Raw genomic sequence first — 24574 nt, 5'->3', positions numbered from 1 at the left:
GGGCGGGCAGGCGGGACAGGTTGCGGGGGGTGGCTGGGGGCGGGGCGAGCAGCGCGGTCAGGTGGTGGCGGATGCGGGGGATGACGCAGCCGATCAGCGAGGCGAACAGCAGCAGGTAGATCGCGGAGAACCACACCGACCCGAACACGTCGTGCAGCTGCAGCAGGTCCACCGCCCACATCCAGCCCGGGTTGGTCTTGTCGAACTGGATCACCCCGTTCGGGTCGGAGGAGCGTTGCGGGATCAACGACCCGGGGATCGCGGCCACCGCGAGCAGCAGCAACAACACCAGGGCGGTGCGCATGCTGGTCAGCTGCCGCCACGCCCACCGCGCCCACCCCGACACGCTCAGGCGCGGATTCGTGGGCTCGTCCACCGGCCGGTCGACGTGATCGGTGGGCAGCTGCGGGGCCTGCTCACTGCGGATCGACACGCGCATCCCCCCTCCCCCGGACGGGTGCGCGGCGGCGGGCGCGCCAGGAGGCGTGGGCGAGCAGCCCGACCCCCAGTACGGCGGCCACCAGGGCGGTGAGCACGTTCGCTTTCAGCCCGCCGGCGAGCAGCTCGGTGGGATCCAGCCGGATGGACTCCAGCACCGCCCGCCCCGCCCCGTACCACAGCAGGTACACGCCCAGACTCCGCCCGGCGCCCAACGTGATCCGGCCGTGCCGGCGACGGTGATACTCGAGCAGCACGATCACGGCGGCACCGGCCAGGTTCCACAGCAGCTCGTACAGGAACAGCGGATGAAACAGGGTCCCCGCCGGGGTCCCCGGCGGGATCGCGGGGGCTGAGGGGTCGATCTGCAACCCCCACGGCAAGGTGGTGGGTGGGCCGAACAGTTCCTGGTTGAAGTAGTTCCCCAGCCGCCCCACTGCCTGGGCGACCAGCATCCCCGGGGCGAGCGCGTCCAGGAACAGCAGCACCGGGATCCCGGCGCGACGGGTGCCGATCACGATCCCGACCAGCCCGCCCAGGATCGCACCGAAGATCGCGATCCCGCCCTCCCAGATGTAGAGCACCCGCCACAGGTCCGCGCCAGGGAAGAAGTAGTCGCCGGGATGGGTGAGCACATGGTAGATGCGGGCGCCGAGGATCCCGAACGGCACCGCCCACATCGCCACATCCACCACGACCCCGGCCGGGTGCCCGACTGCCCGCAGCCGACGGCCGGTGATCAGCACCGCCAGCACGATCCCGGCCAGGATCGCCAGCGCGTAGAACCGGATCTGGAACGGCCCGACCTGCACGAAGCTGATCCCCGGGCTCGGGATCAGCGCCGGAGCCACAATGAGGAGTGCGTCCATCAGGACCTCACCCTCGCCGGAAGCCACGCCAGCGGGTCCACCGCTTCGCCTCCGGTGCGGATCTCGAAGTGCAGGTGTGCGCCGAAGCTGCGTCCACTGTCCCCGACCCGGCCGACCATCTGCCCCACCCGCACGGTCTGTCCCGGGGTCAGGGCGAGGGACCCTTCCCGCATGTGCGCGTACGCGCTTTCCACGACCTGCCCGTCGATCTCGTGCCGGATCACCACGTACACCCCGTACGCGCCGCCCTGCTCCGTCGCGGTGGTGACCACCCCGTCGGCGATCGCCTGGATCGGGGTGCCGATCCCGGGGGTCATGTCCAGTCCGGCATGGAAATTTGAGCAGGACGGGCATGGCGGGGTGCGGTACCCGAACGTGCTGCTGATCGGCACTCCCACGGTGAACGGCCACTGCAGCGCCGATGCCGGGTCGTTGGTGAATGTGTCCGCGGTGTGCGCGTACGACTCGGTCCCGACGGGGGCGGTCACCGCCACCGTGTAGTCCCCGCGCACCATCACCTTCCCGGTGACGGTGTCGGGGGTGGTGAACGACTGGGCGCGCACCGGGGTGCGGGTCGCCTCGACGGCGAACACCGGCTCCGGCGTCAACGGGATCAGCAACGGCAGTCCGGCGATCGACGCGACCGGGAGCATCACCGCGCCGGCGAGCATCCGGGATCGGGTGAGCGTGCGGCGCGGCGCGTGTCGAGGTGTCCGGGCGGCACGGGTGGGCCGACGGCGTCGATCGCGTCGCGTCTGGACGGGTGGGGAAGACAGGGCGGCTCTCGCCGCACGGCGCGTCCCGGTACCGGGAGTCGGGGTGGAGGGGGCGGGTTCGGGCATACAAGACTTTCCTGGATGAGGGGGACGATGAAGGTGCGCACGGTCGCCGTCACACGGTCCAACCGGGAGCCGCGGCCCGGAGTGCACGGCGAGAATCCGGGATCGGATCACCCATGGCGCTGCCGCAGACGGGTCGCGCTCGCCTGCGGGCCGCACATCGTGGACCGTCGGCGACATCACGCGCCAGCGGTGGCTCAGAGGGCGGGCGCGTGCGGCGTGTTGATCAGGTGCGGCTGATCGACAAAACGATCAGGGAGGGCCGCAGAAGGGTCGACCTGGACGTGAACGTGGCCGACCTGCCGGGGAGGGATCGCAGCCATGCCAGCAGCGACATCCACCCGTCCCGGGCCGGGAGCACCAGGATGAGCAGGGTCAGCAACGCGAGCAGACACGTCACGGCAGCGACAGCATGAGACGTCCCGCAGACCGTCTCATCGCACGAGGGCGTCACCACCCCGCTGACCAGGACATCAGCGGCGGCATCGGGGGCCGCAACGACTGCGGAGGCGGACACGACAGTGCCCGCCTGGTCCTCTTCCAGACTCAGCGAGTGCATCGCGAGCAGCCCTGCGATGATCGCGGTCACCGCGGACAGGTAGAACCACAGGGCACGCCGGGACCCGAGTGCCCGCCGTCGCGCCACCACCTGGTTCACCGTCGACGCCCCTTCCTCGATCACGCCCAGCATACCCCGGGCGGGTAGCCATCCCCGAAGCGATCCGCATCCTGGATACCCCGGATGGGTATATGCTGAGTGGTAGGGCCCGCTCCCGTGCGTGGTGTTCTGACCGTGTCGCGGGGGCAGGGCACCGCTACCCTGGACGGGAAGGAGGTCGGTCGTGAACGTGATTCGCTCGCACGCGCGTCTGACCCCCGGGGTGCGCCGGTTCCTGCTGGCCGCTCCGATCGCCCTGGCGATCATCACCGGGCTGCTGTCCATGCACGTCCTGACCGGTTCCCACCAGCCCGCCCTGGCATCAGAGACCAGCGCGATGAGCACGCACAGCCAGGTAGGCTCCGCACCAGCCGCCGCCGACGATACGCCGATGACCGCAGCTGCGGCGGAGGGCGCTGGAGGGCATTGCCAGGACGGGTGCGGCAGCCCTGCGGGGATGCCGGATCACTCGATGCTGATGATGGTGTGCGTGCTGGCGCTGCTGGCCGCGGTGATCGTCCTGCTCGCCCCGACGTTCCGTGCCCTTCTCACATACGCCGTAGACCGCTCGCGCTCCCATACCCGGACTCTGCTGGCCGGATTGCCGCATCCCCGCCCGCCTTCACTGCTTGTCCTGTCCATCAGTCGCACCTGATTCCGCCTGAACCCCGGCGACCCTTGCCGGGGATGCTGCACCCTGCCCTCCCGGGCACTGATCAGACCCTCACCGACTGACTAGACAAGGACACCCCTGATGCGTTTTCGTACTCTCACGCTGACCGCCGGCGCCCTGGCCACCGTGCTCGTGCTCGCCGGTTGCGCCCCCACCGACGGCACCATGCCCGGCATGGACCACGGACCCGGGGGGATGACCAGCACCGCCCCCTCCCAGTCCGCCGCCGCGTTCAACGCCGCGGACGAGATGTTCGTGACCATGATGATCCCGCACCACCAGCAGGCCATCGAGATGGCCGATCAGATCCTCGCGAAAGACGGCATCGACGAGCGGGTCGTCTCCCTCGCCGAGCAGATCAAGGCCGCACAGGATCCGGAGATCCAGACCATGAAGGGCTGGCTTCAGGAGTGGGGCGTCCCGTACGACGACTCCATGTCCGGGATGGACGGCATGGACATGGGCGGCGGGATGATGTCGGAGGACGACATGGCCGCTCTGGATGCCGCGACCGGGGTCGAGGCGACCCGCCTGTTCCTGAACGGCATGATCGCTCACCACCAGGGCGCCGTGACGATGGCGCAGTCGGTGCTCACCGACGGACAGAACACGGACGTGGCCGCCCTCGCGCAGCAGATCATCGACGGGCAGACCGCCGAGATCACCACGATGCAGGACATCCTCGCCAGCCTCTGACCCGGTACCCCTCGGACGGGACCCGCGCTCCCGATGCCGGTCCCGTCCGAGGCCCCACCCTCGACCCCTGTGCGGTCACCGGTATCCGGCGTACCCGCACGGAAAGGCCCTCCGTTCATGATCTCTCCCACCACCCGCAGACTGGCGATCACGGCCACCGTCACCGTCGCGCTGCTGCTCACGGGCTGCAGCACCACCCCTGCGGAGCCCGATGCACCCGCGAGCACCGCGGCCGGGTTCGGGCATGTGCACGGCATCGTCGACGACGGTGACGGCACCGTGCTGCTGGGCACCCACACCGGCCTGTACACGCTGGGCGAGGACGGCACCGTCACCGGCCCGGTCGGTGGCATCGACCTGGACGCGATGGGACTGACCGCTACCGGTGACACCCTCTACGCGTCCGGGCACCCCGGCCCGTCCACCCCGGCGGAACTTGGCGCCCCCAACCTCGGCATCATCCGCAGCCTCGACGCCGGCGCCTCGTGGGAACCGGTCGCGTTCACCGGGGAAGAGGACTTCCACGTCCTCACCGTCACCGGCGACGGCACCCTGTACGGGATCGGATCCTCCCGCCCGCTGCTGCGCACCAGCAGCGACGGCGGGCAGAGTTGGGCGGACGGTGCCGAGCTGCCCGCCGTCGACCTGGCCGCCGCGACCGACGGCACCCTGTACGCCGCCACCCAGGACGGGCTGCAGCACAGCACCGACGGTGGCGCCACCTTCACCCCGGCGCCGGACGCGCCAGTGCTGTACCTGGTGGAGACCGACCCAACCGGTGGGGTGGTCGGAGTGGACACCGACGGGATGTTGCGACGTCTGGTCGGCACCGGTTGGGAGGACGTCGGCACCACCACGGGAACCGTCCAAGCCCTCGGGGTCACCGGGGACGGTGCGATCGTCCTGGTCGATGACCGCGGCGTGGTCTGGATCCGCGACACCACCGCCACCGTTCTCATCCCGGCGGCAACACCATGACCACCGTCATTCGCACCTGGCGCGACCCGAGCGGCCGCGGATCGGAAGGAGACCGACCATGACCCCCACACCGGCACCCCCCGCGTGGGCGCACCGCACCACTGATGCCACCGTCGAGCAGTTGGCGGCGGTGGATGCGTGGTGGCGGGCGGCGAACTATCTGAGCATCGGCCAGATCTACCTGCAGGGTAACCCGCTGCTGCGCCACCGCCTGATCCGGGACGATATCAAGCCGCGGCTGCTGGGCCATTGGGGCACCACCCCGGGCCTGAACTTCCTCTACGCCCACCTGAACCGTGCCATCCGCGACCGCGACCTGAACACCCTGTACGTGACCGGGCCCGGGCACGGCGGACCCGGCATGGTCGCCAACGCCTACCTGGACGGCACCTACACCGAACGCTACCCGGGCATCGACCGCACCGAAGAGGGGCTGCGGGCGTTGTTCCGGCAGTTCTCCTTCCCGGGCGGGATCCCCTCGCACGCGTCCCCGGAAACGCCCGGGTCGATCAACGAGGGCGGCGAGCTCGGCTACTCCCTCGTGCACGCCTACGGGGCCGCGTTCGACAACCCCGACCTGCTGGTCGCCTGCGTGATCGGTGACGGGGAGGCAGAGACCGGGCCGTTGGCGACCGCGTGGCACGGCAACAAGTTCCTCAACCCCGCCCACGACGGGGTGGTGCTGCCGATCCTGCATCTGAACGGGTACAAGATCGCCAACCCGACCGTGCTGTCCCGCATCCCCGAGGAAGAGCTGGTCGCGCTGCTGCGCGGCTACGGCCACGACCCCCACGTCGTCACTGTCGGCTTCGATGGGGAAACCCCGCGTGAGTCCCACGCGGCCTTCGCGGCAGTGCTGGATGCGGTACTGGATGAGATCGCGGACATCAAGGCCGCCGCGGCGGCCGGGACGTTGGGGGGGCGGCCGGCGTGGCCGGCGATCGTGCTGCGCAGCCCGAAGGGGTGGACCTGCCCGAAGATCATCGACGGTCTGCCGGTGGAGGGCACCTGGCGGGCCCACCAGGTGCCGCTCGCCGAGGTCCGCGACAATCCCGAGCACCTGCGGATCCTCGAGGACTGGCTGGCGTCCTACCGCCCGCACGGGCTGTTCGACGTGACCGGCGCCCCCCGCCCGGCCACGGTCGCGATCGCCCCGGACGGGGATCGGCGGATGAGCGCGAACCCGGCCGGCAACGGCGGACAACTCACGATCCCGCTGCGGCTGCCGGACTTCCACAAGCACGCCCACCCCGTCGACCCCGCCGCGCGCGGGGCGTCGACCGGCGAAGCGACCCGCGTGCTGGGCGAGTGGCTGGCGGGGGTGATCCGGGACAACCCGGACAACTTCCGCATCTTCGGCCCGGACGAGACCGCCTCCAACCGACTCGCCCCACCCGTCTACCAGGCCACCGGCAAGCAGTGGAACGCGGCCGTGGAGCCCGTCGACGAGCACCTGGCCCCGACCGGGCGGGTGATGGAGGTGCTCAGCGAGCACCAGTGCCAGGGCTGGCTCGAGGGCTACGTCCTGACCGGCCGGCACGGCCTGTTCAACTGCTACGAGGCGTTCACCCACATCGTCGACTCGATGTTCAACCAGCACGCCAAATGGCTCGAAGCGGCCCGGGAGGTGTCGTGGCGGCACCCGATCCCGAGCTTCAACTACCTGCTCTCCAGCCACGTCTGGCGGCAGGACCACAACGGGTTCTCCCACCAGGACCCCGGGTTCATCGACCTCGCCCTGAACAAGAGCCCCGACATCGTCCGCGTCTACCTCCCGTTCGACGCGAACACACTGCTGTCCACCTACGACCACTGCCTGCGCTCGGCCGGGTACATCAACGTCGTCGTCGCCGGGAAGCAGCCCGCCCCGCAGTGGCTGACGATGGACGAGGCGATCGAGCACTGCACCCGCGGGCTGGGCATCCTGCCGTGGGCGGGCACGGAAACCGAGGGCACGGAGCCGGATGTGGTGCTCGCCGCCGCCGGCGACGTCCCCACCCTCGAGACCCTCGCCGCCGCGGCGCTGCTGCGCGAGCACATCCCCGATCTGAGAGTGCGGGTGGTGAACGTGGTCGACCTGACCCGGCTGCAATCCGAGGACCAGCACCCGCACGGTCTCCCGGACCGGGAGTTCGATGCGATCTTCACTCCCGACAAGCCGGTGATCTTCGCCTACCACGGCTACCCGTGGCTGATCCACCGACTCACCTACAACCGCGCCGGACACCAGAACCTGCACGTGCACGGCTTCCAGGAGCGCGGCACCACCACGACCCCGTTCGACATGGTCATGCTCAACGACCTCGACCGGTACCGGCTGGCGATCGACGTCCTCGACCACGTCCCGGGCCTCGCCGCCCGCCACGCGGAGCTGCGGCAGGAGCTGCAGGACGCCCGCCTGCATGCCCGCGCCCACACCCGTGAGCACGGCACCGACATCCCCGCCGTCGCCGACTGGCACTGGCCCCACCCCGACACCACCGACCCCACCATCCGGAAGGAACCGAAATGAGTGACACCAGAACCGTGACCCTGCAGGTCAGCGGCATGATCCGCGCGACCTCCAAGAACGTCACCGAAGCCCACCTGAGCCGACAACCCGGGGTGATCGCCGTGGACGCGAACCCGGTCTCGCAGACCGCGACCGTCACCTACGACCCCGAGACCACCTCGGTCGCGCACCTGCAGCAGTGGGTCATCGACTGCGGGTATCACTGCGCCGGCCAGTCCGTCCCCGACCATATCTGCGACCCCGCGCACGACCCGCACGACGAGGGTGCGCACGACCACAGCGCCCACCACGGCCCCGCAGCTGAGGGCGCACAAGAACCGCACGCGAGTCACGACGCGCACGAGGGCCACACGGATGCCACGGGTCACGCCAGCCACGCGGGCCATAAGGGTCCTGCGGGCTATCACGACGACCCCGTCCACGATCACGCCGCTGGCCACGACCACACGCACGCCCCGTCGGCGACGGCGGATGACGGTGAGCAAGCCGGTCACCACGTCGAGCACGCCGGTCACACCGCGGCCGCGGGTGGGCACGATCATGGTGCAGCGTCGGGTCACAGTGCGCAGGAGATGATGGGCCACGGTGGGCACCACGGCGGGATGTCGATGGACGCGATGATCCGCGACATGCGCAACCGGTTCCTGGTCGCGCTGATCCTGTCGATCCCGATCACCCTGTGGTCTCCGATCGGGCGGGAGGTGATCGGATTCGAGGTGCCGGCCCCGTTCGGGCTGCGCGATGACGTGTTCATGCTGATCCTGTCGCTGCCGGTGATCTTCTACTCCGCGTGGATCTTCTTCGACGGCGCCTACCGGGCGCTGCGCGCGAAGACCCTCGACATGATGGTGCTCGTCGCGGTCGGAGTCGGCGCCGGCTGGCTGTACTCCCTCGCGGTCACCCTCACCGGCGGCGGTGAAGTGTTCTACGAAGCCGCCACGGTGCTTGCCACCTTCGTGCTGCTGGGGCATTGGGTGGAGATGCGCGCCCGCGGCGGCGCGAACGACGCCATCCGCACCCTCCTGGAGCTCGCACCCTCGCAGGCGGTCGTGATCCGTGACGGGCAGGAAGTCGAGATCCCCACCAGCGAGGTCGTCCCGGGGGATCTGATGCTGGTGCGGCCGGGGGCGAAGATCCCCACCGACGGTGTCGTGGAATCCGGAGAGTCCGAGGTGGACGAGTCGATGGTTACCGGCGAATCCATGCCGGTGGACAAAGCGCCCGGGTCGGAGGTGATCGGAGCGACCGTGAACACCGTCGGCACCCTCCGCGTCACAGCCACCAAAGTCGGGTCGGACACGGCGTTGGCCCAGATCGTGAAGCTCGTGCAAGAGGCGCAGAACTCCAAAGCCCCCGGACAGCGCCTCGCCGACCGGGCAGCGTTCTGGCTCGTCCTGGTCGCCCTGATCGGCGGCACCCTCACCTTCCTGGTGTGGCTGCTCGCCGGCGCTGCAATCCCGATGGCGATCCTGTTCGCCATCACCGTCGTCGTCATCACCTGCCCCGACGCCCTCGGATTGGCGACGCCGACGGCGATCATGGTCGGCACCGGGCTCGGCGCGAAACGGGGCGTGTTGTTCAAGAACGCCTCCGGGATCGAAACCGCCGCCCACATCGACACGGTCGTGTTCGACAAGACCGGCACCCTCACCAAGGGGGAGCCGGAGGTCACCGACTACATCCCCGTCGGCAGCGACGAGCTCGAGACCCTCTCCCTCGCGGTCGCGTTGGAGCGGGAATCCGAGCATCCTCTGGCGAAAGCGATCGTGAATTACGCCGACACCCGTGACATCCCCCGTCGCACCGCGACCGCGTTCCGAAACGTCACCGGGCAGGGCGCGATCGCCACCGTCGACGGTCGACAGGTCGTCCTCGGCAACCCGCGCCTTCTCACCGGGGAGGGGATCGACATCAGCGGGGTGCAGGCCGCTCAGCAGGACCTGGCTGGGTCCGGCCGCACCGCGATCCTGTTCGCCGTGGACGGGCAAGTCGCCGGGATCATCGGTCTCGCCGACGCACCCCGGGACACCGCAAAGACCGCGATCGACGCTCTCCACGAGCAGGGCGTCGAGGTCGCAATGCTCACCGGGGACAACAAGCCCACCGCCGACCGGATCGCCGCTCTCCTCGGCATCGACACCGTGATCGCGGATGTGCTCCCCGAGGACAAGTCCGCGAAGGTCGCCGAGCTGCAGAAGACGGGCAAGAAGGTCGCGATGGTCGGCGACGGCGTCAACGACGCCCCCGCCCTCGCCCAGGCCGACCTCGGCATCGCGATCGGCGCCGGCACCGACGTCGCCATCGAGACCGCCGACGTGGTCCTGATGCGCTCGGACCCGCTCGATGTTGCGATCGCACTCAAGATCGGCAAGGGCACACTGCGAAAGATGCGGCAGAACCTGGGCTGGGCCATCGGATACAACGCCGCCGCCCTCCCCATCGCCGCCGGCGTGTTCTACCCGGCGTTCGGGATCATGCTGTCCCCGGAGATCGCCGCCCTGTCGATGTCCGGTTCCTCCGTGATCGTCGCCGTCAACGCCCTCCTCCTCAAGCGGCTCCGCCTGCCCGCCCAGGCGCCCGCTGCGACGACCATGCAGAAGGAGCCCGAACATGCCTGACCGTCCGCTCTCTCCCACACCGTCCTCCCCGATGCTGCTGACCCGACGAGGTGTGCTCGGACTCGGACTGGGCGCCGTCGCGGCAGCCGTGCTCGCCTCCTGCACCCCCGCGCCGCAATGGGTGACACCCACCGGCGCAGCGGTGTCCGGCACGGAGAAGAACCGCGGCGGCACCGGCCGAGTCACCACCGTCGACCTCACCGCCGCCCCCACCACGCTCGACCTGGCCGGTACCGCCGCCGCCACCTGGGCGTTCGGAGGTATCCCCGCCCCGGTAATCCGGCTCACCGCAGGCGACACGCTGAAAGCGACCGTCCGCAACCAGCTCGACGCGGACACCTCCGTGCACTGGCACGGACTCGCCCTCCGCAACGACATGGATGGGGTCCCTCCGGTCACCCAAGCCCCCATCGCCCCGGGCGGACAGTTCGCATACGAGTTCGTCACCCCGCATCCGGGCACCTACTGGTTCCACCCCCACGTCGGCCCGCAACTGGACCACGGCCTCTACGGTGCGCTCATCATCGACGACCCGGACGAGAAGGTGACGTGGGACGACGAATGGGTGCTGATCCTCGACGACTGGCTCGACGGCGTCACCGCCACCCCGGACCAGGTCCTCACCGACCTCTCGAAGGGCATGGGAGACATGGGCGGGATGGGCGACATGTTCATGCGGATGGGGAACCTGCTGATGGGCGCCACCTCCGACCTGCTCGGCGGCGACGCCGGCGACGTCTACTACCCGCACTACCTCATCAACGGCAAACCCAAAGCCGACCCCGCCCAATTCACCGGCACTCCTGGTGCCCGGGTGCGGATCCGTGTCATCAACGCCGGCAGCGACACCGCGTTCCGGTTCGCGATCGGCGGCCATACCCTGACGATCACCCACACCGACGGGTTCCCGGTGGATCCTGTCGAGGTCGACAGTGTCCTGATCGGGATGGGCGAACGCTACGACCTGCAGGTCACCCTGGACGATGGGGTGTTCCCTGTCGTCGCCGACGCGGAAGGCAAGCAGGATCGCGCGTTCGCGCTCGTTCGCACCGCCGCTGGCACGGCTCCGGCCAGCGACGTCCCCGTCGCCGAGCTCGGCACCGGCAGGGTCGGCACCGCTGCCGGACTGAGCGCGACCGCCTCCGTCACCCTGCACCAGGCGTCCCCCGACCGGGTCGTGCACCTCGCGCTGACCGGGGGGATGGAGGCGTACGACTGGGGGATCAATGGGCGCCGGTTCGACATGAACGACCCGTTGCGGGACGCGCACGCGGTCAGTATGGGGGAGCGGGTGCAGTTGCGGATCCGCAATGACACCGAGATGTGGCATCCGTTCCACCTGCACGGCCACACCTACCAGCACGCGAACGGCGGCCCCCGGAAGGACACCTCCATCATCCTCCCGGGCCAGACCCTGACAGTCGACTTCGACGCCGACAACCCCGGCCAGTGGGTCGCGCACTGCCACAACATCTACCACGCCGAGACCGGCATGACCACGGTGCTCGGATACCAGTCATGAACCGCGCGTTCATCCCCAGCACGGGAGGATGATCGCGCGGGCGATCGGACGGCGGCGGCGGACGTCAAGTCTAAGTGGACTTCCTACTCTTATGTAGGGATCTGCCATTTCGCGCGGAATCCTGCTGACGAAACTGCTGCCAATTAGCGTGGAATCCCCGAGTTCTCCGCCACCTTGACCGGGAACCTACAAGGGTGAAGGTTCTCGATTGAGTTGACGGATTCTCAGGGGCGGTGTCGTGCACATGTCGGATACGACAGATGCGTGAGAACGGTGGGGAGGCTGAACTGAAGATCTGGGGCAACAAGTCGGGGCCACGGCACACGATTCCCGAGGATGTTGGGTCCCTGCGCGATGCCGAGGATCGTGCTTGGCGGATCTACTCCTCGCACGCGGAGTGGATCAGTCGAGTTGACGCGAAGGCTGCCGTAATGCTCGCACTCGAGGGTGTGACCCTGGGTACGGTGATCGCGCTGACGGACTCGGGCCGCCCGTTCTCTGGCCTGAACTGGTGGGGCGCGCGGGTCTCGTTCGCCTTTGCGGTTGCGCTTCTCTTCATCGCGATCGTCACGTCGGTGTGGGCGATCGTGCCTCGTGTGAGGAGTAAGCACCCAAGCCGGAAGGCGATGGAGGACTTCATCTACTTCGGCCACACGCGGTATTGGAAACCGGAGGCTCTGCAGGAGGAGCTGCGTCAGCCCGCGCTGGAAGTGTTGTCCCGCCAGTTGGTCGTCCTGGCTCACGTCGCGTGGAAGAAGCACTACCTCGTGAAGTGGTCAGTGTGGACCTACCTCGCATCGGGCGTGATCTTCGCGATCACTGCCCTCGTCATCAACCTGGGGAGCTAGCAGTGGAAGCGAAGTACAAGGCGTACGACCATGTCGCGGGTCGTAATCGCATCCGAGGGATCCTCAACCAGTCTGATCTCGACTACCAGGAAAAGGACTCGCTGCCGCCGCGCACGGATCTCACCTTCAGCAATGGGTTCTACGCCAACTGCTCCGCGCTGTTCGTCGACATCCGGAAATCGTCTGAGTTGCCGCAGAAGCACAAGCGGCCGACGCTTGCGCGCTTGTATCGGGCGTTCGTGAGCGAGATGGTGGCGGTGTTCGCCAGCGACGTCGACTGCCGCGAGATCAATATCGTCGGCGACTGCGTCTGGGGAGTCTTCAATACGCCGTACAAGACAGACATCGACGGCGTGTTTTCGAACGCGGCTGTCGCAAACTCGATGGTGAACATCCTGAACAAGGAGCTCACTCGGAAGGGCATCACGAACATCGAGGTCGGGTTCGGGATGTCGTGGGGTCGCGCGCTGATGATCAAGGTCGGATACGAGGGCAGCGGAATGAACGACGCGCTGTACATGGGTGACGTGGTAAACGCGGCCGCGAAGCTCGCGGCCAACGGCAACAAGACGTGGTCAGATCGCACACTGATGGTGAGCGATGTCTTCCACTCCAACATGAACGATCACAACAAGTCGCTCCTGGCGTGGAACAGCGCCCGTAACTGCTGGCACGGCAACGTCATCTCTACCGATATCGAGGAGTGGACGACCGAGCAGTACGAGTCCTGAGCGCCGACGCAGCGGCCCGCCGGGCTGTCAGCCGGCGAGCTCGGCGAGGTCGTCGTCGACGCCGTCGGCGTACTTCTTCATCGCGTCCCAGATGTGTGTGCGTCGGGCGCGGTAGATCTTGGCTTTGCCGTCGGGACCGCGGCCGAGGTATTCGATCTGGCCGGCGTCGGTGAGTCGGTGGATGAGCGGGTGCACGACACTTCCGAGGAGTCCCGTGCCTTCGATGATCTGCTTCGGGGAGAAGGTCTCGTCGCCGCCCAGGGAGGCGATCTCGAGCATGACGGTCGACATGTGACTGTTGCCGAAGAGCGCCTTCGACTTCTCGGGAGTGTAGGGGTCGGCCATGGTCATGCCCCGAGTTTCCCACAGGTCGTCACGATGATCTCCTCTGCACGCCGCGTAGCGCCTCGACCGCGGGGACCGCGTCGTGACTACTCCCTGCCTATCCCTGACAGAACAATCTTGGACTGTCTCATATATCGATAGCCAGTGAATGTCATATTCACCGGTTTCGTCCGCGCCATCGAAGCGCAAGACGCGTCTTACGTTTTGACAAGAGTCAGAACGTGCAACAAGTTGTACGTTTTATTGTCTCCGTCCCGTATGTCGAGGATCGGGCGCTCGGGCTGAGGATTGCCGCATGTTGAGCCGCCGCCGCAGAGTTGAATGGGCTGGCTGGTTGCGTTGTCCGTGGCGCGGCGTGGGTATCGAGACCGGCTGCTGATGAACGCCGGGACGTCGACAATTCAGATCCGCAAGCAGGATTCTCTGGTCGACGTCGTGGAGCTGGCCCATGCTCGGTTGGCGTTGTTCGATGCGGCGATCCCGTGGAGGACGTTCCGTTGGTATCGCAAGCAGCAGCACATGTCGGGGTCTTACTGGTCGGCGACGATGCAGGATCCGGTGGGGTACGAGTCGCGACTGGAGTACGCGAACCTGCTCCTGCTCGACTTCGACCCCCGCGTGACGTGGATCCTCTCCCAACCGTTCCTGATGCAAGGCGATGATCGCGGCAAGACGCGCAAGCACATCCCCGACTACCTCGTCGCCCACGCAGACCACTCTGTGTGCGTGGTCGATGTGAAGCCCGCGGCGAAGCTCGGGCTACCTGCCGTGCGCGACTCACTGGATTGGTCGCGACGCGTGATCGAACGACATGGGTGGGAGTACCGCGTTCTCACCGAGCCCGCCCCAGTCATGTTCACCAACGTGCAGTTCCTCGCCGGCTATCGACGAGAGTTCCAGTTCCGCGCCGATGAGGTCCGCGCCGCAATGCGAGCCTTCACCGGCCCAATGACGTTCGGAGAAGCGGTCCGTACCGCGACGCCGATCGCGGGCGACGCCCAGTTCGCTCGCTCCCTCGTGCTGCATCTGCTGTGGAAGCGACAGTTGCGCACGGACCTGTCCTATCCGCTGAGCACTACTCACCTCTTGGAGAAGCAATGAGCATTCCAGAGCACCTTCGCCCCGGTCACACTTTCACTCATGCTGGCGTCGAGGCGATCATCGTCGAGATCATCGGCTCCACCGTCATCGTCCGCGACTCGAACGGACACACGCACTGCCTATGGGCCGACGCCGTGATGAGAGCTGGGGATGCCCTCCCACCCAGTGATTCCGAATCGTCGGCACCACCTTCCCCGATGCCGCCGAAGCCCTCGTCCGTCGATGCCGGCCCTGTTGGAATCGAGCTGCAGCGCGACAAGTCGCGCGTGGAGGCGAAACTCCGCGACGTGGGCGGATACATGAAAGCGGCGGCCGGGCTGGGACCGACCGACGTGCACGAACTGGGGATGCCGGCCGTCCTGGCGCGCCCGTTCCGGTTCCTCCCGTCCGACTGCCCGGACGCGGCCTGAGCGGGCGCGGAGCATAGACATGAGTGCTACATGGACCCTCCGGGCCGGGACCGATCTCATCTACGACGGGGAGGCGTGCACGATCACCGAGATTGCCGATGGTGCGATCGTCGTGCGTGACCGAACTGGGCGACACCGCCGTCTCCGAATGATCGACGTCCTCCGTCCTGCGCAGGAGGGTGGGCTGGCTCGCATCCCAGGGCGCCCGTCGGCGGGGCCGTCGCCGACGCCGATCGCCGTGTTGTGGTCGGATGCGACGGGCTCGGCACAGGCGACCGCCGCCGAGCGCGCCGACCATGTCCGGGAGGTCCTCACGGGGTACAAGTCCGGCACCGCGGGGATTGCCCGCGAAGGCGAGCCTCGGCTGGAGTTTCACCCGCAGCTGGCCCTCCGCAAACGTCAGCAGGCGAAGGCCGACGAGCTTGGGGTATCGCCTCGCACGATCGAGCGCTGGGTCGCCCGATACCGGGACGTCGGCGAAGCGGGGCTCGTTGACACCCGTAACGCGCAGCCGGGGATGGGATTGAAGAACTTCGATCCGCGCTGGATCGAAGCCGCGCAGACGGTCCTCGACGAGCAGGCGCTGGAGTCGAAGGTCCAGAAGCGCATCATCCTGGCTCGCATCCAGGCGCGAGTCGAGCGCCTCCACGGGCCGGACGTGGTCCGAATCCCGTCGACCGCCAGCGGGTACCGGGCGCTCAGCGAGCTGGATCGGGGCCGGGGCACCTTCTCGGGGCCGACAAAGTCGAAGAGGTCGATCGCGAACCGCCCGCCGGCACCGTTTGGGCGTCTCACGGCCAGCTATCCGGGCGACGTCGTTCTCCTCGACACGACACCGTTGAACGTGTTCGCGGTCGCACCGGTGACCGGGAAGTGGGTGTGTGCAGACCTCACCGTCGCCATTGATGTTTACTCGCGGTGCATTCTCGGGCTGCGCCTCACCCCAGGGTCGACGAAGTCCATCGATGTCGCGGGTGTTCTCTTCGAAGCGATGCAGCCCTTCGACGTGCCGTCCGGGTGGGGCAGCGCAGCGCGTTGGCCGTTTCACGGGCTGCCGCAGACGTTGCTCGTCGATCCGGCGAAGACGCAGGTGTCCCGATTCACCCGCGCAGGCGTCCTTCCCAACACGATCGTCGTGGACCATGGTCGACCGTTCCTGTCGGAGCACGTGACCAGCGCGTGCGCGCGGCTCGGCATCTCGATCCAGCCAGCGCGGATCTACCAACCCACCGACAAGAGCCCCGTCGAACGGTTCTTCCGCACCCTCGACTCACTGCTTCAGGAGCTACCCGGATACAAAGGTGCGGATGTCGCCGGCCGCGGCGACGACGTCGAAGCGGAAGCCGTGTATACAGTGCCGCAGCTCGAGCAGATCATCCGCGAATGGGTCGCCGCCGTGTACCACATGCGGCCACACGACTCGCTCGTCGACCCGAACCTTCCGGGCGTGCATATGAGCCCTGCTCAGAAGTACGACCAAGGGCTCGCCGTCGCCGGGCAGCTGCGGATGCCGATCGACCGGAGCGTTCTCCTCGAGCTGCTGCCGGTCGTGAAACGACAGTTCAACAACTACGGCGTCGAGATCCACAAGCTGCGCTACACCGGAGACTCGGTCGCGAAGTACCGCAACCGTGCCCGGTCGATCCACCGCGACAAGGGCGCGGAGTGGCCGTTCGTGGTCAACCCCGACGACCTGACGCAGATCTACTTCCACGACCCCGAGGACGGCACCTGGCACACCCTCGAGTGGGAGCACAAGGGAGCGTTCGACACGCCGTTCAGCCTCGACGCGTTGGAGTACGCGAAGAAGATCGCGATCCGTCAGGGCTGCCCTTCGCAGGTCGACGACGTCGCCGCGCAGCTGCTCGAGGACTGGGGCGCGGGACGCGCGCTGACCCCGTCGGAGCGGCGGATGAGTTCCCGCATGGCCGCGCAGCTCAACGAGAAGGATCCCGCGGCTGACGGGGTGTGGTCGCTGCGCACCGTGCAGCGGATGCTCGAGGCCGAACTGAACCCCACCACAGATCTCGGACGGGAGCTCACCGGCGAGGTCCGCGACCCACGCAAGCGCGTCGACATTCCCGAAACGGGCGATGACGACGACGAGGACGACATCGACGAGCCCACGATCCGATCCGACTACCACTTCGAGCCGATGGAGATGATCCAATGACCGCCACAGTCCCGGGCGAGCACGACGCGCCTCGCCGGCAGCGGAGCCTGTCGACCTACGAGGGATGGAAGGACTTCGCCGAACGTCCCCCGCGCGATAAGCCCGCGTTGCTAACGACCGAGCAGCTCGGATCGCTCGGCCCGGACGAGTTCGCGCGGTACAACGCGGACCGGCGGGCGTGGCACGCGAACATCCTGCTGCGCACCCGGCAGGTGCACGGGGTGCACCTGCAACTGGGCGACATCCTGGACAGCAACCTGCAGGACTCCGACCGGGTCAAATCCGCCGCCGCCCTCGACGCCCCACCGGCCCTCGGGAAGTCGACGGTGGTCAACACGTTCGGGCGCGACTTCCACCGTCAGCGGATCGCGGAAGTGGGCGAGTACCTCGACGAGGATCGCGACATCCTCCACCTCCCGGTCTGCCACATCACCGTCCCAGGGCGCCTCACGATCAAGGGCCTGCACATGATGATCCTCGGGTTCTACGCCCACCCCGCGACCGCGGGCATCCTGCACCGTTCGATGGCCGGCCGAGATCTGGCGCGGGCAGCAGCGGACTGCATCGAACGGCACGACACCCGCCTCGTGATCATCGACGATCTGCACTTCATCCAGATGCGCACCCGCGACGGTGTCGAGGTCGCGAACCAGCTGAAGTGGCTGTCCAACGAGTACAGCGCCACCTTCCTGTTCGCCGGCGTCGCGCTCCGCGAACGCGGCCTCGTCGGCGAGGGCGCGACCGGGAAGGAAGCGGCGATGGCGCAGACGTTCCGCCGCTGGACCGTGCTCAGCCTCGACCCGTACAGCCTGCGCACCAAGCAGACCCGCCAGGAGTGGGACAGCCTGCTCTGGCACATCGAACAGGCCCTCGTGCTCGCGGACGCGCACGAAGGGATGCTCGTCGACATGTCGCGGTACCTGTTCGCCCGCACCACCGGCAACATCGGCTCGCTCATGGACCTCATCCGCCGCGGCGCGTCCCGCGCCATCCGCACCGGCGCCGAGCGGATCGACCGGAAGCTCCTCGACGACATCCGCATCGACGAGGGAGCAGAAACGGAGCGCACCGAGCTGCAGGCCAAGCACGACCGAGAAGATCGCGCGCGCCGCGATCGGCGCCGACGCCGACTGAAGAGCGACGGCGCCCAAGACACCGGTGAGGAGGCGGCCTGATGAGCAAACCTGCCGGTGTCGTGCGTGTCCTCCCATTCCGGGTCCGCCCCTTGCCGGATGAGCCGTTCGACTCCTGGCTGGAAGCCTCAGCGGCCGCGAACCGCGCGACTGTCGCGGAGATGGCGTGCGCGCTCGGCCTGGTGGAGCAGGAGGGCGGCAGGGCGGTGTCAGCGACATCGTGGATGGCCGCGCAGTGGGCGACCGAGCTCACCGATGAGCAGGCGTCCCGGCTGGAGCGGTCGACGGGGATCCCGGCGGCGCAGTTCCAGGAGATGACGCGGATGCGGTTCGCACGCCACGCGATCCGCTACACCCGCCAGGGGAGGATCAGCTTCCGCTGCCCCGTCGGCGGGATGGCGGGACGGTACTGCCCCGAATGCCTCGCGGACTCCGGAGGCAGGTGGCGGATGTCGTGGCAGTTCCCGTTTACCTTCGCGTGCGTGAGGCACCGCCGCATCCTCGCCGACACATGCCCGGTGTGCCACAAGCCACCGCGCCACACCGGTCACCCGCTCGCCGGGATCCCACATCCCGGGCACTGCCACAATCCCGTCGCCGGTGCCGGGACAGGGCCGATCGCGAGCCGCTGCCGCGGCGACCTCACCGCGCATCCCGAACGAATCGCCGCGCCCGACGCGGCGCTCCACGCGCAACGCCGAATGATGCAGATCCTCTCCACCGGCGAGGGCCGGTTCGGGATCTACGCGGACGCCCCGCAACCCGCGATCACCGTCCTCGAAGACATCCGCCTCCTCACCCGCGCCGCAGGAGTTACGCTCTGCGATGGCGGCGACCTAGACATGCCGGAGCTGGGAACGGGGCTCCTCGAAGTGGTGCCCCGGGATAAGCATGCGTGGACGTGGGCCGGACCTCCGACCGCGGCCGGCGGTGCGGTCGGGACGACGGTCGCGATCGCCGCCCTCGAGGACGCCGACCGTGCCGTTCGGCTCTTGGCTGGGCGCCTCGCGGTGAGTACGTCGTACACCGGTCAGACGCCGCAGCTGCAGAGACTGATCGCCGCGTCCCTCGGCCGCACCCGACGACCGACGCTGTTCCTACAAGCTGGCCCAGCCTCGGACGTAAACCCGGAGGACCGGGCACGAAAGGTGCCCGCACAACTCTGGGATGAATGGACGAGCGCGCTCACCCCACGCCGCATCAACAGCGACGTCGCCGCGTCCGCGCTGGCCGCGGCCGTGGTGTTCACCGGCACCCGTCTGACCCACTCCGCGGCCCTCGCCCTTCTGGATTCGGCGGCACCCATCCGTCAGGTCACTCATGTGATGCGCGAGTTCGGGAGGCCGGGCGCGGAGACGCCTGCCCTCGCGGCGATCCTCAACCTCGCCGCCTACCTCGACGCGCGCGGGACGCCGATCGACTACGCACGCCGCCGCAGGCTCGACTGCACCGATCTCCTTCCCGAAGAGGAATGGCAACAGCTCTGCGCCCGACTGAATGTGCAACCTGGCGCCGGCGCCAGGCATCGCCAGGCGCGCGCCCACCTCTACCGGGCCATCACAGGCAACTCGATGCGACGCGCACCGGAAGGATGGGATGCGGGCGGACTGTCTCCGCGGACGGTGACGACCTTCACGATGTCGCTGCCGGACTCTGTGCGCCGCGAGCTGGACGACGTCGGCCGCGCCTTCCTGCTCAGCCGAGGGATCGACGAGCCGCTCAGCTGGGCGCCCCCGCTGGCGACGCACATCGAACCCACCGCAGTCCGCGGCAAGACCGTCGGTGAGTGGGCGACGGCCAGACCCGTCCGTGGCGCCCTCGACACACCATCTCGCAGCCGCGAACTGATCGCCCAGTACGGTGAGGGCGCCACCACCTATCAGCTCGCACGGCGGACGGGAGTATCGCGGCAGACGGTGTCGCGTGTGCTTGCCGACGGCAACAGCACCCTCCGCCGCGGACGGCCCACCACGTTCGTCATCGACGAGGGCTGGCTGCGTGATCGGTACGAGGAGGAGGGGATGACGCTGCGGCAGATCGCGGCGCTCGTCGGCTGCAGCGCGCCGACGATCGCGCACCGCATCCAAGCGGCGGGCATCGCGATGCGGCCCGGCCCGCATGACCGCACTCCTCATCCGCTGGCCGGCCGGTCACCGCTCCTCCAGCGTGCACTCGTTGGCCGGCAGCCCATCGAACGGGCGCGCCGGTTCCTCATCGCCACAGAGCACGAGAACGTGCGCGCTGCCGCGGCGACCATCCGTACGACCCAGAGCTCGCTGAGCGCTCAGCTCGCCAGCCTCGGCGCCGACGTCGGCGGGACTCTATTCGTCCCCGCGGCGCGCAACAGGCCGATGCGCCTCACACCACTAGGGGAACGACTCGCTCGCGAGCTCCGCCGCGCCCTCGCCGCTGACCCTGACGCCCAGACCACATCACCGACCGAAGAGGAGAAACCATCATGACCGAGAAGAAGCGGACCTCCAGTCGTCTGCGACGGGCAGCGCGGGAGCGCATGAAAGTGACCGGGGAGAAGTACACCGCGGCGCTGATGGCCGTGACGGGCGACGCCGGGTCACAGGCTGAGCTCAGCTCTCCGTCGACGCCGCCCGCTGGGCCAGTGGGCGCGTCCGTCGACCGCGGGGAGCGGCGGTGAGCCCGGACGTTCCTGAGGACGGCGACCCGGTCCTCCATCACGACTCGATGCAGTGGAACAACTCCGGGTGGACCGACAAGCCGTGGTCGGCGCCCCACCTGGCGCCGCTGTTCACCGAACTCACGTCAGCGAAGACCGCGCCGGCCTGGGCGCGCCGTGCGGTAAAGATCATCCACCGCTACACCCGCGAGCACGGCCAACCTCCGACGTTCCGCGAACTGTTCACCGAACTCGCCACCCAAGACCCTGCCTACCGGGACCATGAGGAGGCGTGGTCCTCTCGGGCGGTCCGAAGCCTTGTGATGGTGCATTGGCGGAGGCAGGGATGGGTGCGCTACCGGACCGAGACCCGCACACTCCGATCCGGCCCGACCGCGAACCAAGACCTGTTCCCGGCTACCCGTTCGGCTCGTCGGGAGGGAGCGCGTCGAGAAGCTCCTCAAGAACGATGACGAGCTCGTTGTATCCCTGCAGGTAGAACAGCGCGTCCGATCCCGGTGTCTCGCCGCCGACAACATCGGCGAGCACGGTGCGCGCTTCCCGGGTCGCGGCCTGCAGGCGTGTCTCGATGCCCGGCAGGCTGCGGATCCAGTCGTCGATGACGGTGAAGCGGATGGGCGTGAAGTCGTGCGCGTCGACCCCGACGTGGAACTCGTGCCCGTGCGGGCCGTGATCGCGGGCATGCGTGTGACCGTGCAGCAGCGGAACACCATCGTCCTCGCGCGGCCGGTGTGTCGTATGCCGGTCGGTACCGTGCGAGTCGCCGCTGTAAGGGTAGTGGGATGCCAGAATCCGGTACCCGCGACGGGTACCCTCGATGACCTCGGGGAGGATGCTCCACCCGGCCGCCTCGTACAGCGGGGCGAACCGTTCAATCGCGCGCATGGACTGCGTTGCCGGCGAAACCCGATCATGGTTGCCGGGCACGAGGAATCGTCGCCCGTTCAGCTGAGCGGTCAGCCCGACGGATTCCTCGATTGGCCCGAGCGCGAGGTCACCGAGATGAAGGACGGTGTCCTCCGGTCCCATGACCTCGTTCCACCGTCGCACCAGCTCGGCATTCATCTCCTCCACGGTCGCGAACGGACGCTCGGCGAGTTCGCTGATCCGTGCGTGACTGAAATGCTGGTCCGAGGTGACGAAATCGACCTGGTCGAAGTCGAACCATGGATACTCGCTCACAGCTGCTCTCCACGCTCGCAGTCGCGGCTGCTTCTACAGCTCATCGAGGTCGACGTCGAAGCGCGCCGCGACATCCTCGAGGGCTTCGGTGCTCATGCCGCCGCGCTCACGCGCGACGCGTGCGACCTCGCGGTCGTCGATCGCTTCGACCAGCTCCTCGAGCACTCGGTCGATGTCGCCGCCGTTCGCGGCGGCCAGTCTCGCCAATTCCCGGGCCGCGTCAGCGAGCGTGTAGAGCCGCTCCCACGGGTGGTCTCCGTGACGGGCGATCGCGACGGTCTCACGAGTGTACGAGCGCTCGTCCCCGGCGACGAGCCAGCGCTCCTCGCCCTCAGCGGTAATGAAGAAGTCGACCACGCACTCACCGCAGGGCATCTTGTAGACGCCCGGTTCGGTGGGCGCCGTCTCAGTCGCACGCATGATCATCTCGCGGATCACGCCTTCCCAATCGATCGCCGGCCCATCCTCGCCCATGCTGACCTCCCGAAGCAGAACAGAGAAGTCTGCCACTTGCGTCGGGCGTCGTCTACCTCTCCGGCCGTCAACAGCGGGCCGAGTGACCTGTCTGATGGTTTGCCTGCCGGCGTCGAAAGCGCAGACCAAACGTCGTGCGGAAGGTATCGGCGGGGCTCGGGTCATCTCCCGGGCCTGGGATCGCGAGCTCTACGTATCGTCGTTCTCGCGGGCGAGCTCGGTGAGCCATTGTTGCAGGAGCTGGGTTTCGGCGGTGCCGAGGACCTCCGGGTTCGCAGCGGCGTGTTCGAGGACTCGATGTATTTCTGTGCGTCGGCTGTAGGCGGGGGTGCCGCTGCCCGTTCCGGTGATCGCGGCAATGGCGCCTTCCCGTACGGCGGTGGAGAGTTTGGGGTCGGCTTTGGCGAGGACGATCTGGCGGAGGGTGACTCCGATGTTGGTCACGAGGATGTGCGCGGCGGCCTGGTCGGGATCGACCACGAGTCGGTTCTGGTCGGCCGCGGCGCCGGTGAGGGCTCGCAGCGCGGCGCTTGGGCGCTCTTGAGCGGCGGGTGAGTATCCGGGTCGGATCTTCCCGTACATGAGGGTGTAGAAGCCGGGGTTCTCGATGCCGAAGGCGACGTGCGCGTCCCACCCGTCTCGGATGTCCTGGATGGGGTCTCCGCTGGGTTCGGCGGCGGTCTTGCGTGCCATGTAGAGGTCGAAGCCGCGTTCGATGACGGCATCGAGCAGGCCTTCTTTGTTGCCGAAGAAGTGGTAGAGCGTCGGCATTTTCACTCCGGCGGCGTCGCAGATGGCCCGCAGGGAGATTTCCTCGCCGGGCGCGGAGGCGATGCGCTCAGCTGCTGCGTCGAGCAGTCGAGTTCGTGTATCGGGATGTGACGAACCTGTCATATCGCTATAGTACCTTGTGTACCGCTGAGATAGCAGGGCATATCAGCGAGATAGACTGAAGGAGTCTTCATGACTGACCACACACTCAAGGGCAAGAACGTCCTGATCGCCGCCGGAGCGAAGAACCTCGGAGGGCTGATCAGCCGTCAGGCGGCAGCGCGGGGCGCAAACGTCGCGATCCACTACAACTCGGAGTCCACCCGACCGCAGGCTGAGGAGACTCTCGCCGCGGTCGAGGCCGCGGGTGGCAAGGGCGTCATTCTCTCCGGTGATCTCACCTCTCCGGCGAATGTCGAGAAGCTGTTCGCGGATGCCGAGGCGGCGATCGGTCGGATCGATGTCGCGGTGAACACGGTCGGTAAGGTCCTGCGCAAGCCAATCGTGGAGACCACCGAGGATGAGTACGACTCGATGTTCGACATCAACAGCAAGGCCGCGTACTTCTTCATCAAGGAGGCCGGAAAGCACGTCGCCGGTGGTGGCAAGGTCATCACGATCGTGACGAGCCTGCTCGCCGCGTTCACCGACGGGTACTCCACCTATGCGGGCGGCAAGAGCCCGGTCGAGCACTTCACCCGCGCGGCGGCGAAGGAGTTCTCTTCCCGTGGCATCTCGGTCACTGCGGTCGCTCCCGGCCCGATGGACACACCTTTCTTCTACGGTCAGGAGACGCCCGAGCGGGTCGAGTTCCACAAGTCCCAGGGCATGGGCGGGCAGCTCACGAAGATCGAGGACATCGCACCGATCGTGACCTTCCTCGCCACCGACGGCTGGTGGATCACCGGGCAGACGATCTTCGCCAACGGCGGATACACCACCCGCTGATC

Annotated in this window: 23 protein-coding genes; 15 read left to right on the top strand and 8 right to left on the bottom strand. The window is 67.9% G+C overall.

Translation table 11 applies throughout. The features are described from left to right. The 4 genes from RR49_RS05615 to RR49_RS05600 all read right to left on the bottom strand — a co-directional run. Positions 1-439, bottom strand: a 439-nt coding sequence (locus tag RR49_RS05615; RefSeq protein WP_045247084.1) for a cytochrome c biogenesis ResB family protein, incomplete at its 3' end; no start/stop codon positions are given. Then, on the bottom strand, positions 417-1307 hold the full coding sequence (lgt, locus tag RR49_RS05610; RefSeq protein WP_048809215.1) for a prolipoprotein diacylglyceryl transferase: 891 nt from the start codon (positions 1305-1307) through the stop codon (positions 417-419). The genes RR49_RS05615 and lgt, both read right to left, overlap by 23 nt. Next, positions 1307-1978, bottom strand: a complete 672-nt coding sequence (locus RR49_RS05605) for a M23 family metallopeptidase (RefSeq protein WP_048809214.1) — start codon at positions 1976-1978, stop codon at positions 1307-1309. The genes lgt and RR49_RS05605 overlap by 1 nt, the downstream gene beginning before the upstream one ends. A gap of 394 nt (positions 1979-2372) precedes the next feature. Further along, complete coding sequence (locus tag RR49_RS05600; RefSeq protein ID WP_045247083.1) at positions 2373-2837, bottom strand: DUF6153 family protein; 465 nt, start codon at positions 2835-2837, stop codon at positions 2373-2375. A gap of 151 nt (positions 2838-2988) precedes the next feature. On the opposite strand from RR49_RS05600, the gene RR49_RS05595 reads away from it, so the two are divergent. The 8 genes from RR49_RS05595 to RR49_RS05560 all read left to right on the top strand — a co-directional run bounded on the left by RR49_RS05595 (position 2989) and on the right by RR49_RS05560 (position 13382). Continuing rightward, positions 2989-3459 (top strand): DUF6153 family protein, encoded by a 471-nt coding sequence (locus RR49_RS05595; protein ID WP_045247082.1) that lies wholly within the window; start codon positions 2989-2991, stop codon positions 3457-3459. Positions 3460-3558: 99 nt separating this feature from the next. After that, positions 3559-4173, top strand: a complete 615-nt coding sequence (locus RR49_RS05590; RefSeq protein WP_045247081.1) for a DUF305 domain-containing protein — start codon at positions 3559-3561, stop codon at positions 4171-4173. A gap of 117 nt (positions 4174-4290) precedes the next feature. Then, the gene (locus RR49_RS05585) at positions 4291-5151 is read left to right on the top strand and encodes a F510_1955 family glycosylhydrolase (protein ID WP_045247080.1); all 861 of its coding nucleotides are present in this window, start codon (positions 4291-4293) and stop codon (positions 5149-5151) included. A 58-nt stretch (positions 5152-5209) separates the two neighbouring features. Then, positions 5210-7663 (top strand): phosphoketolase family protein, encoded by a 2454-nt coding sequence (locus RR49_RS05580; RefSeq protein WP_045247079.1) that lies wholly within the window; start codon positions 5210-5212, stop codon positions 7661-7663. Next, on the top strand, positions 7660-10281 hold the full coding sequence (locus RR49_RS05575; RefSeq protein ID WP_045247078.1) for a heavy metal translocating P-type ATPase: 2622 nt from the start codon (positions 7660-7662) through the stop codon (positions 10279-10281). Before RR49_RS05580 ends, RR49_RS05575 begins: the two co-directional genes overlap by 4 nt. Beyond that, entirely contained in the window at positions 10274-11803 is a 1530-nt protein-coding gene (locus RR49_RS05570; RefSeq protein ID WP_048809213.1) for a multicopper oxidase family protein, read from the top strand. The genes RR49_RS05575 and RR49_RS05570 overlap by 8 nt, the downstream gene beginning before the upstream one ends. A 260-nt stretch (positions 11804-12063) precedes the next feature. Continuing rightward, positions 12064-12651 (top strand): Pycsar system effector family protein, encoded by a 588-nt coding sequence (locus RR49_RS05565; RefSeq protein ID WP_048809212.1) that lies wholly within the window; start codon positions 12064-12066, stop codon positions 12649-12651. Between the two features lie 2 nt (positions 12652-12653). After that, positions 12654-13382 carry an adenylate/guanylate cyclase domain-containing protein gene (locus tag RR49_RS05560; RefSeq protein ID WP_045247077.1) on the top strand — a complete coding sequence of 243 codons (729 nt, stop codon included), beginning with the start codon at positions 12654-12656 and terminating at the stop codon, positions 13380-13382. Between the two features lie 27 nt (positions 13383-13409). Here the strand turns inward: RR49_RS05560 and RR49_RS05555 are convergent, their stop codons facing one another. Further along, positions 13410-13733, bottom strand: coding sequence for a hypothetical protein (locus tag RR49_RS05555; RefSeq protein WP_045247076.1), 324 nt, complete (start codon positions 13731-13733; stop codon positions 13410-13412). Between the two features lie 315 nt (positions 13734-14048). Between RR49_RS05555 and RR49_RS05550 the strand changes: the two genes are divergently transcribed. From RR49_RS05550 to RR49_RS05525, 6 genes are all read left to right on the top strand, one after another. Continuing rightward, the gene (locus RR49_RS05550; protein WP_048809211.1) at positions 14049-14828 is read left to right on the top strand and encodes a TnsA-like heteromeric transposase endonuclease subunit; all 780 of its coding nucleotides are present in this window, start codon (positions 14049-14051) and stop codon (positions 14826-14828) included. Positions 14829-15025: 197 nt separating this feature from the next. Further along, positions 15026-15238: a hypothetical protein gene (locus RR49_RS15960; RefSeq protein WP_211255143.1), complete on the top strand. Its 213-nt coding sequence runs from the start codon at positions 15026-15028 to the stop codon at positions 15236-15238. 148 nt (positions 15239-15386) lie between these two features. Beyond that, positions 15387-17411: a TnsB C-terminal domain-containing protein gene (locus tag RR49_RS05540; protein WP_169815885.1), complete on the top strand. Its 2025-nt coding sequence runs from the start codon at positions 15387-15389 to the stop codon at positions 17409-17411. Continuing rightward, the gene (locus RR49_RS05535) at positions 17408-18586 is read left to right on the top strand and encodes an AAA family ATPase (RefSeq protein ID WP_045247073.1); all 1179 of its coding nucleotides are present in this window, start codon (positions 17408-17410) and stop codon (positions 18584-18586) included. Before RR49_RS05540 ends, RR49_RS05535 begins: the two co-directional genes overlap by 4 nt. Continuing rightward, complete coding sequence (locus RR49_RS05530) at positions 18586-21006, top strand: TniQ family protein (RefSeq protein WP_045247072.1); 2421 nt, start codon at positions 18586-18588, stop codon at positions 21004-21006. Before RR49_RS05535 ends, RR49_RS05530 begins: the two co-directional genes overlap by 1 nt. Continuing rightward, the gene (locus RR49_RS05525) at positions 21003-21197 is read left to right on the top strand and encodes a hypothetical protein (RefSeq protein ID WP_045247071.1); all 195 of its coding nucleotides are present in this window, start codon (positions 21003-21005) and stop codon (positions 21195-21197) included. Before RR49_RS05530 ends, RR49_RS05525 begins: the two co-directional genes overlap by 4 nt. 396 nt (positions 21198-21593) lie before the next feature. Here RR49_RS05525 and RR49_RS15110 read toward each other — a convergent pair whose 3' ends face one another. The 3 genes from RR49_RS15110 to RR49_RS05510 all read right to left on the bottom strand — a co-directional run bounded on the left by RR49_RS15110 (position 21594) and on the right by RR49_RS05510 (position 23747). Further along, positions 21594-22379: a hypothetical protein gene (locus RR49_RS15110; protein WP_048809209.1), complete on the bottom strand. Its 786-nt coding sequence runs from the start codon at positions 22377-22379 to the stop codon at positions 21594-21596. 33 nt (positions 22380-22412) lie between these two features. Beyond that, positions 22413-22853, bottom strand: a complete 441-nt coding sequence (locus RR49_RS05515) for a hypothetical protein (protein WP_045247070.1) — start codon at positions 22851-22853, stop codon at positions 22413-22415. A gap of 189 nt (positions 22854-23042) precedes the next feature. Further along, positions 23043-23747, bottom strand: coding sequence for a TetR/AcrR family transcriptional regulator (locus RR49_RS05510; protein WP_045247069.1), 705 nt, complete (start codon positions 23745-23747; stop codon positions 23043-23045). A 69-nt stretch (positions 23748-23816) separates the two neighbouring features. Between RR49_RS05510 and RR49_RS05505 the strand changes: the two genes are divergently transcribed. After that, complete coding sequence (locus tag RR49_RS05505; protein WP_045247068.1) at positions 23817-24572, top strand: SDR family oxidoreductase; 756 nt, start codon at positions 23817-23819, stop codon at positions 24570-24572. The last annotated feature ends 2 nt before the right edge of the window (positions 24573-24574 follow it).

Source organism: Microbacterium ginsengisoli (assembly GCF_000956535.1).
Lineage (GTDB): Bacteria > Actinomycetota > Actinomycetes > Actinomycetales > Microbacteriaceae > Microbacterium > Microbacterium ginsengisoli.
The sequence above is the reverse complement of the archived record's forward strand: the minus strand, read 5'-3'. Positions and strand labels throughout refer to the sequence as shown.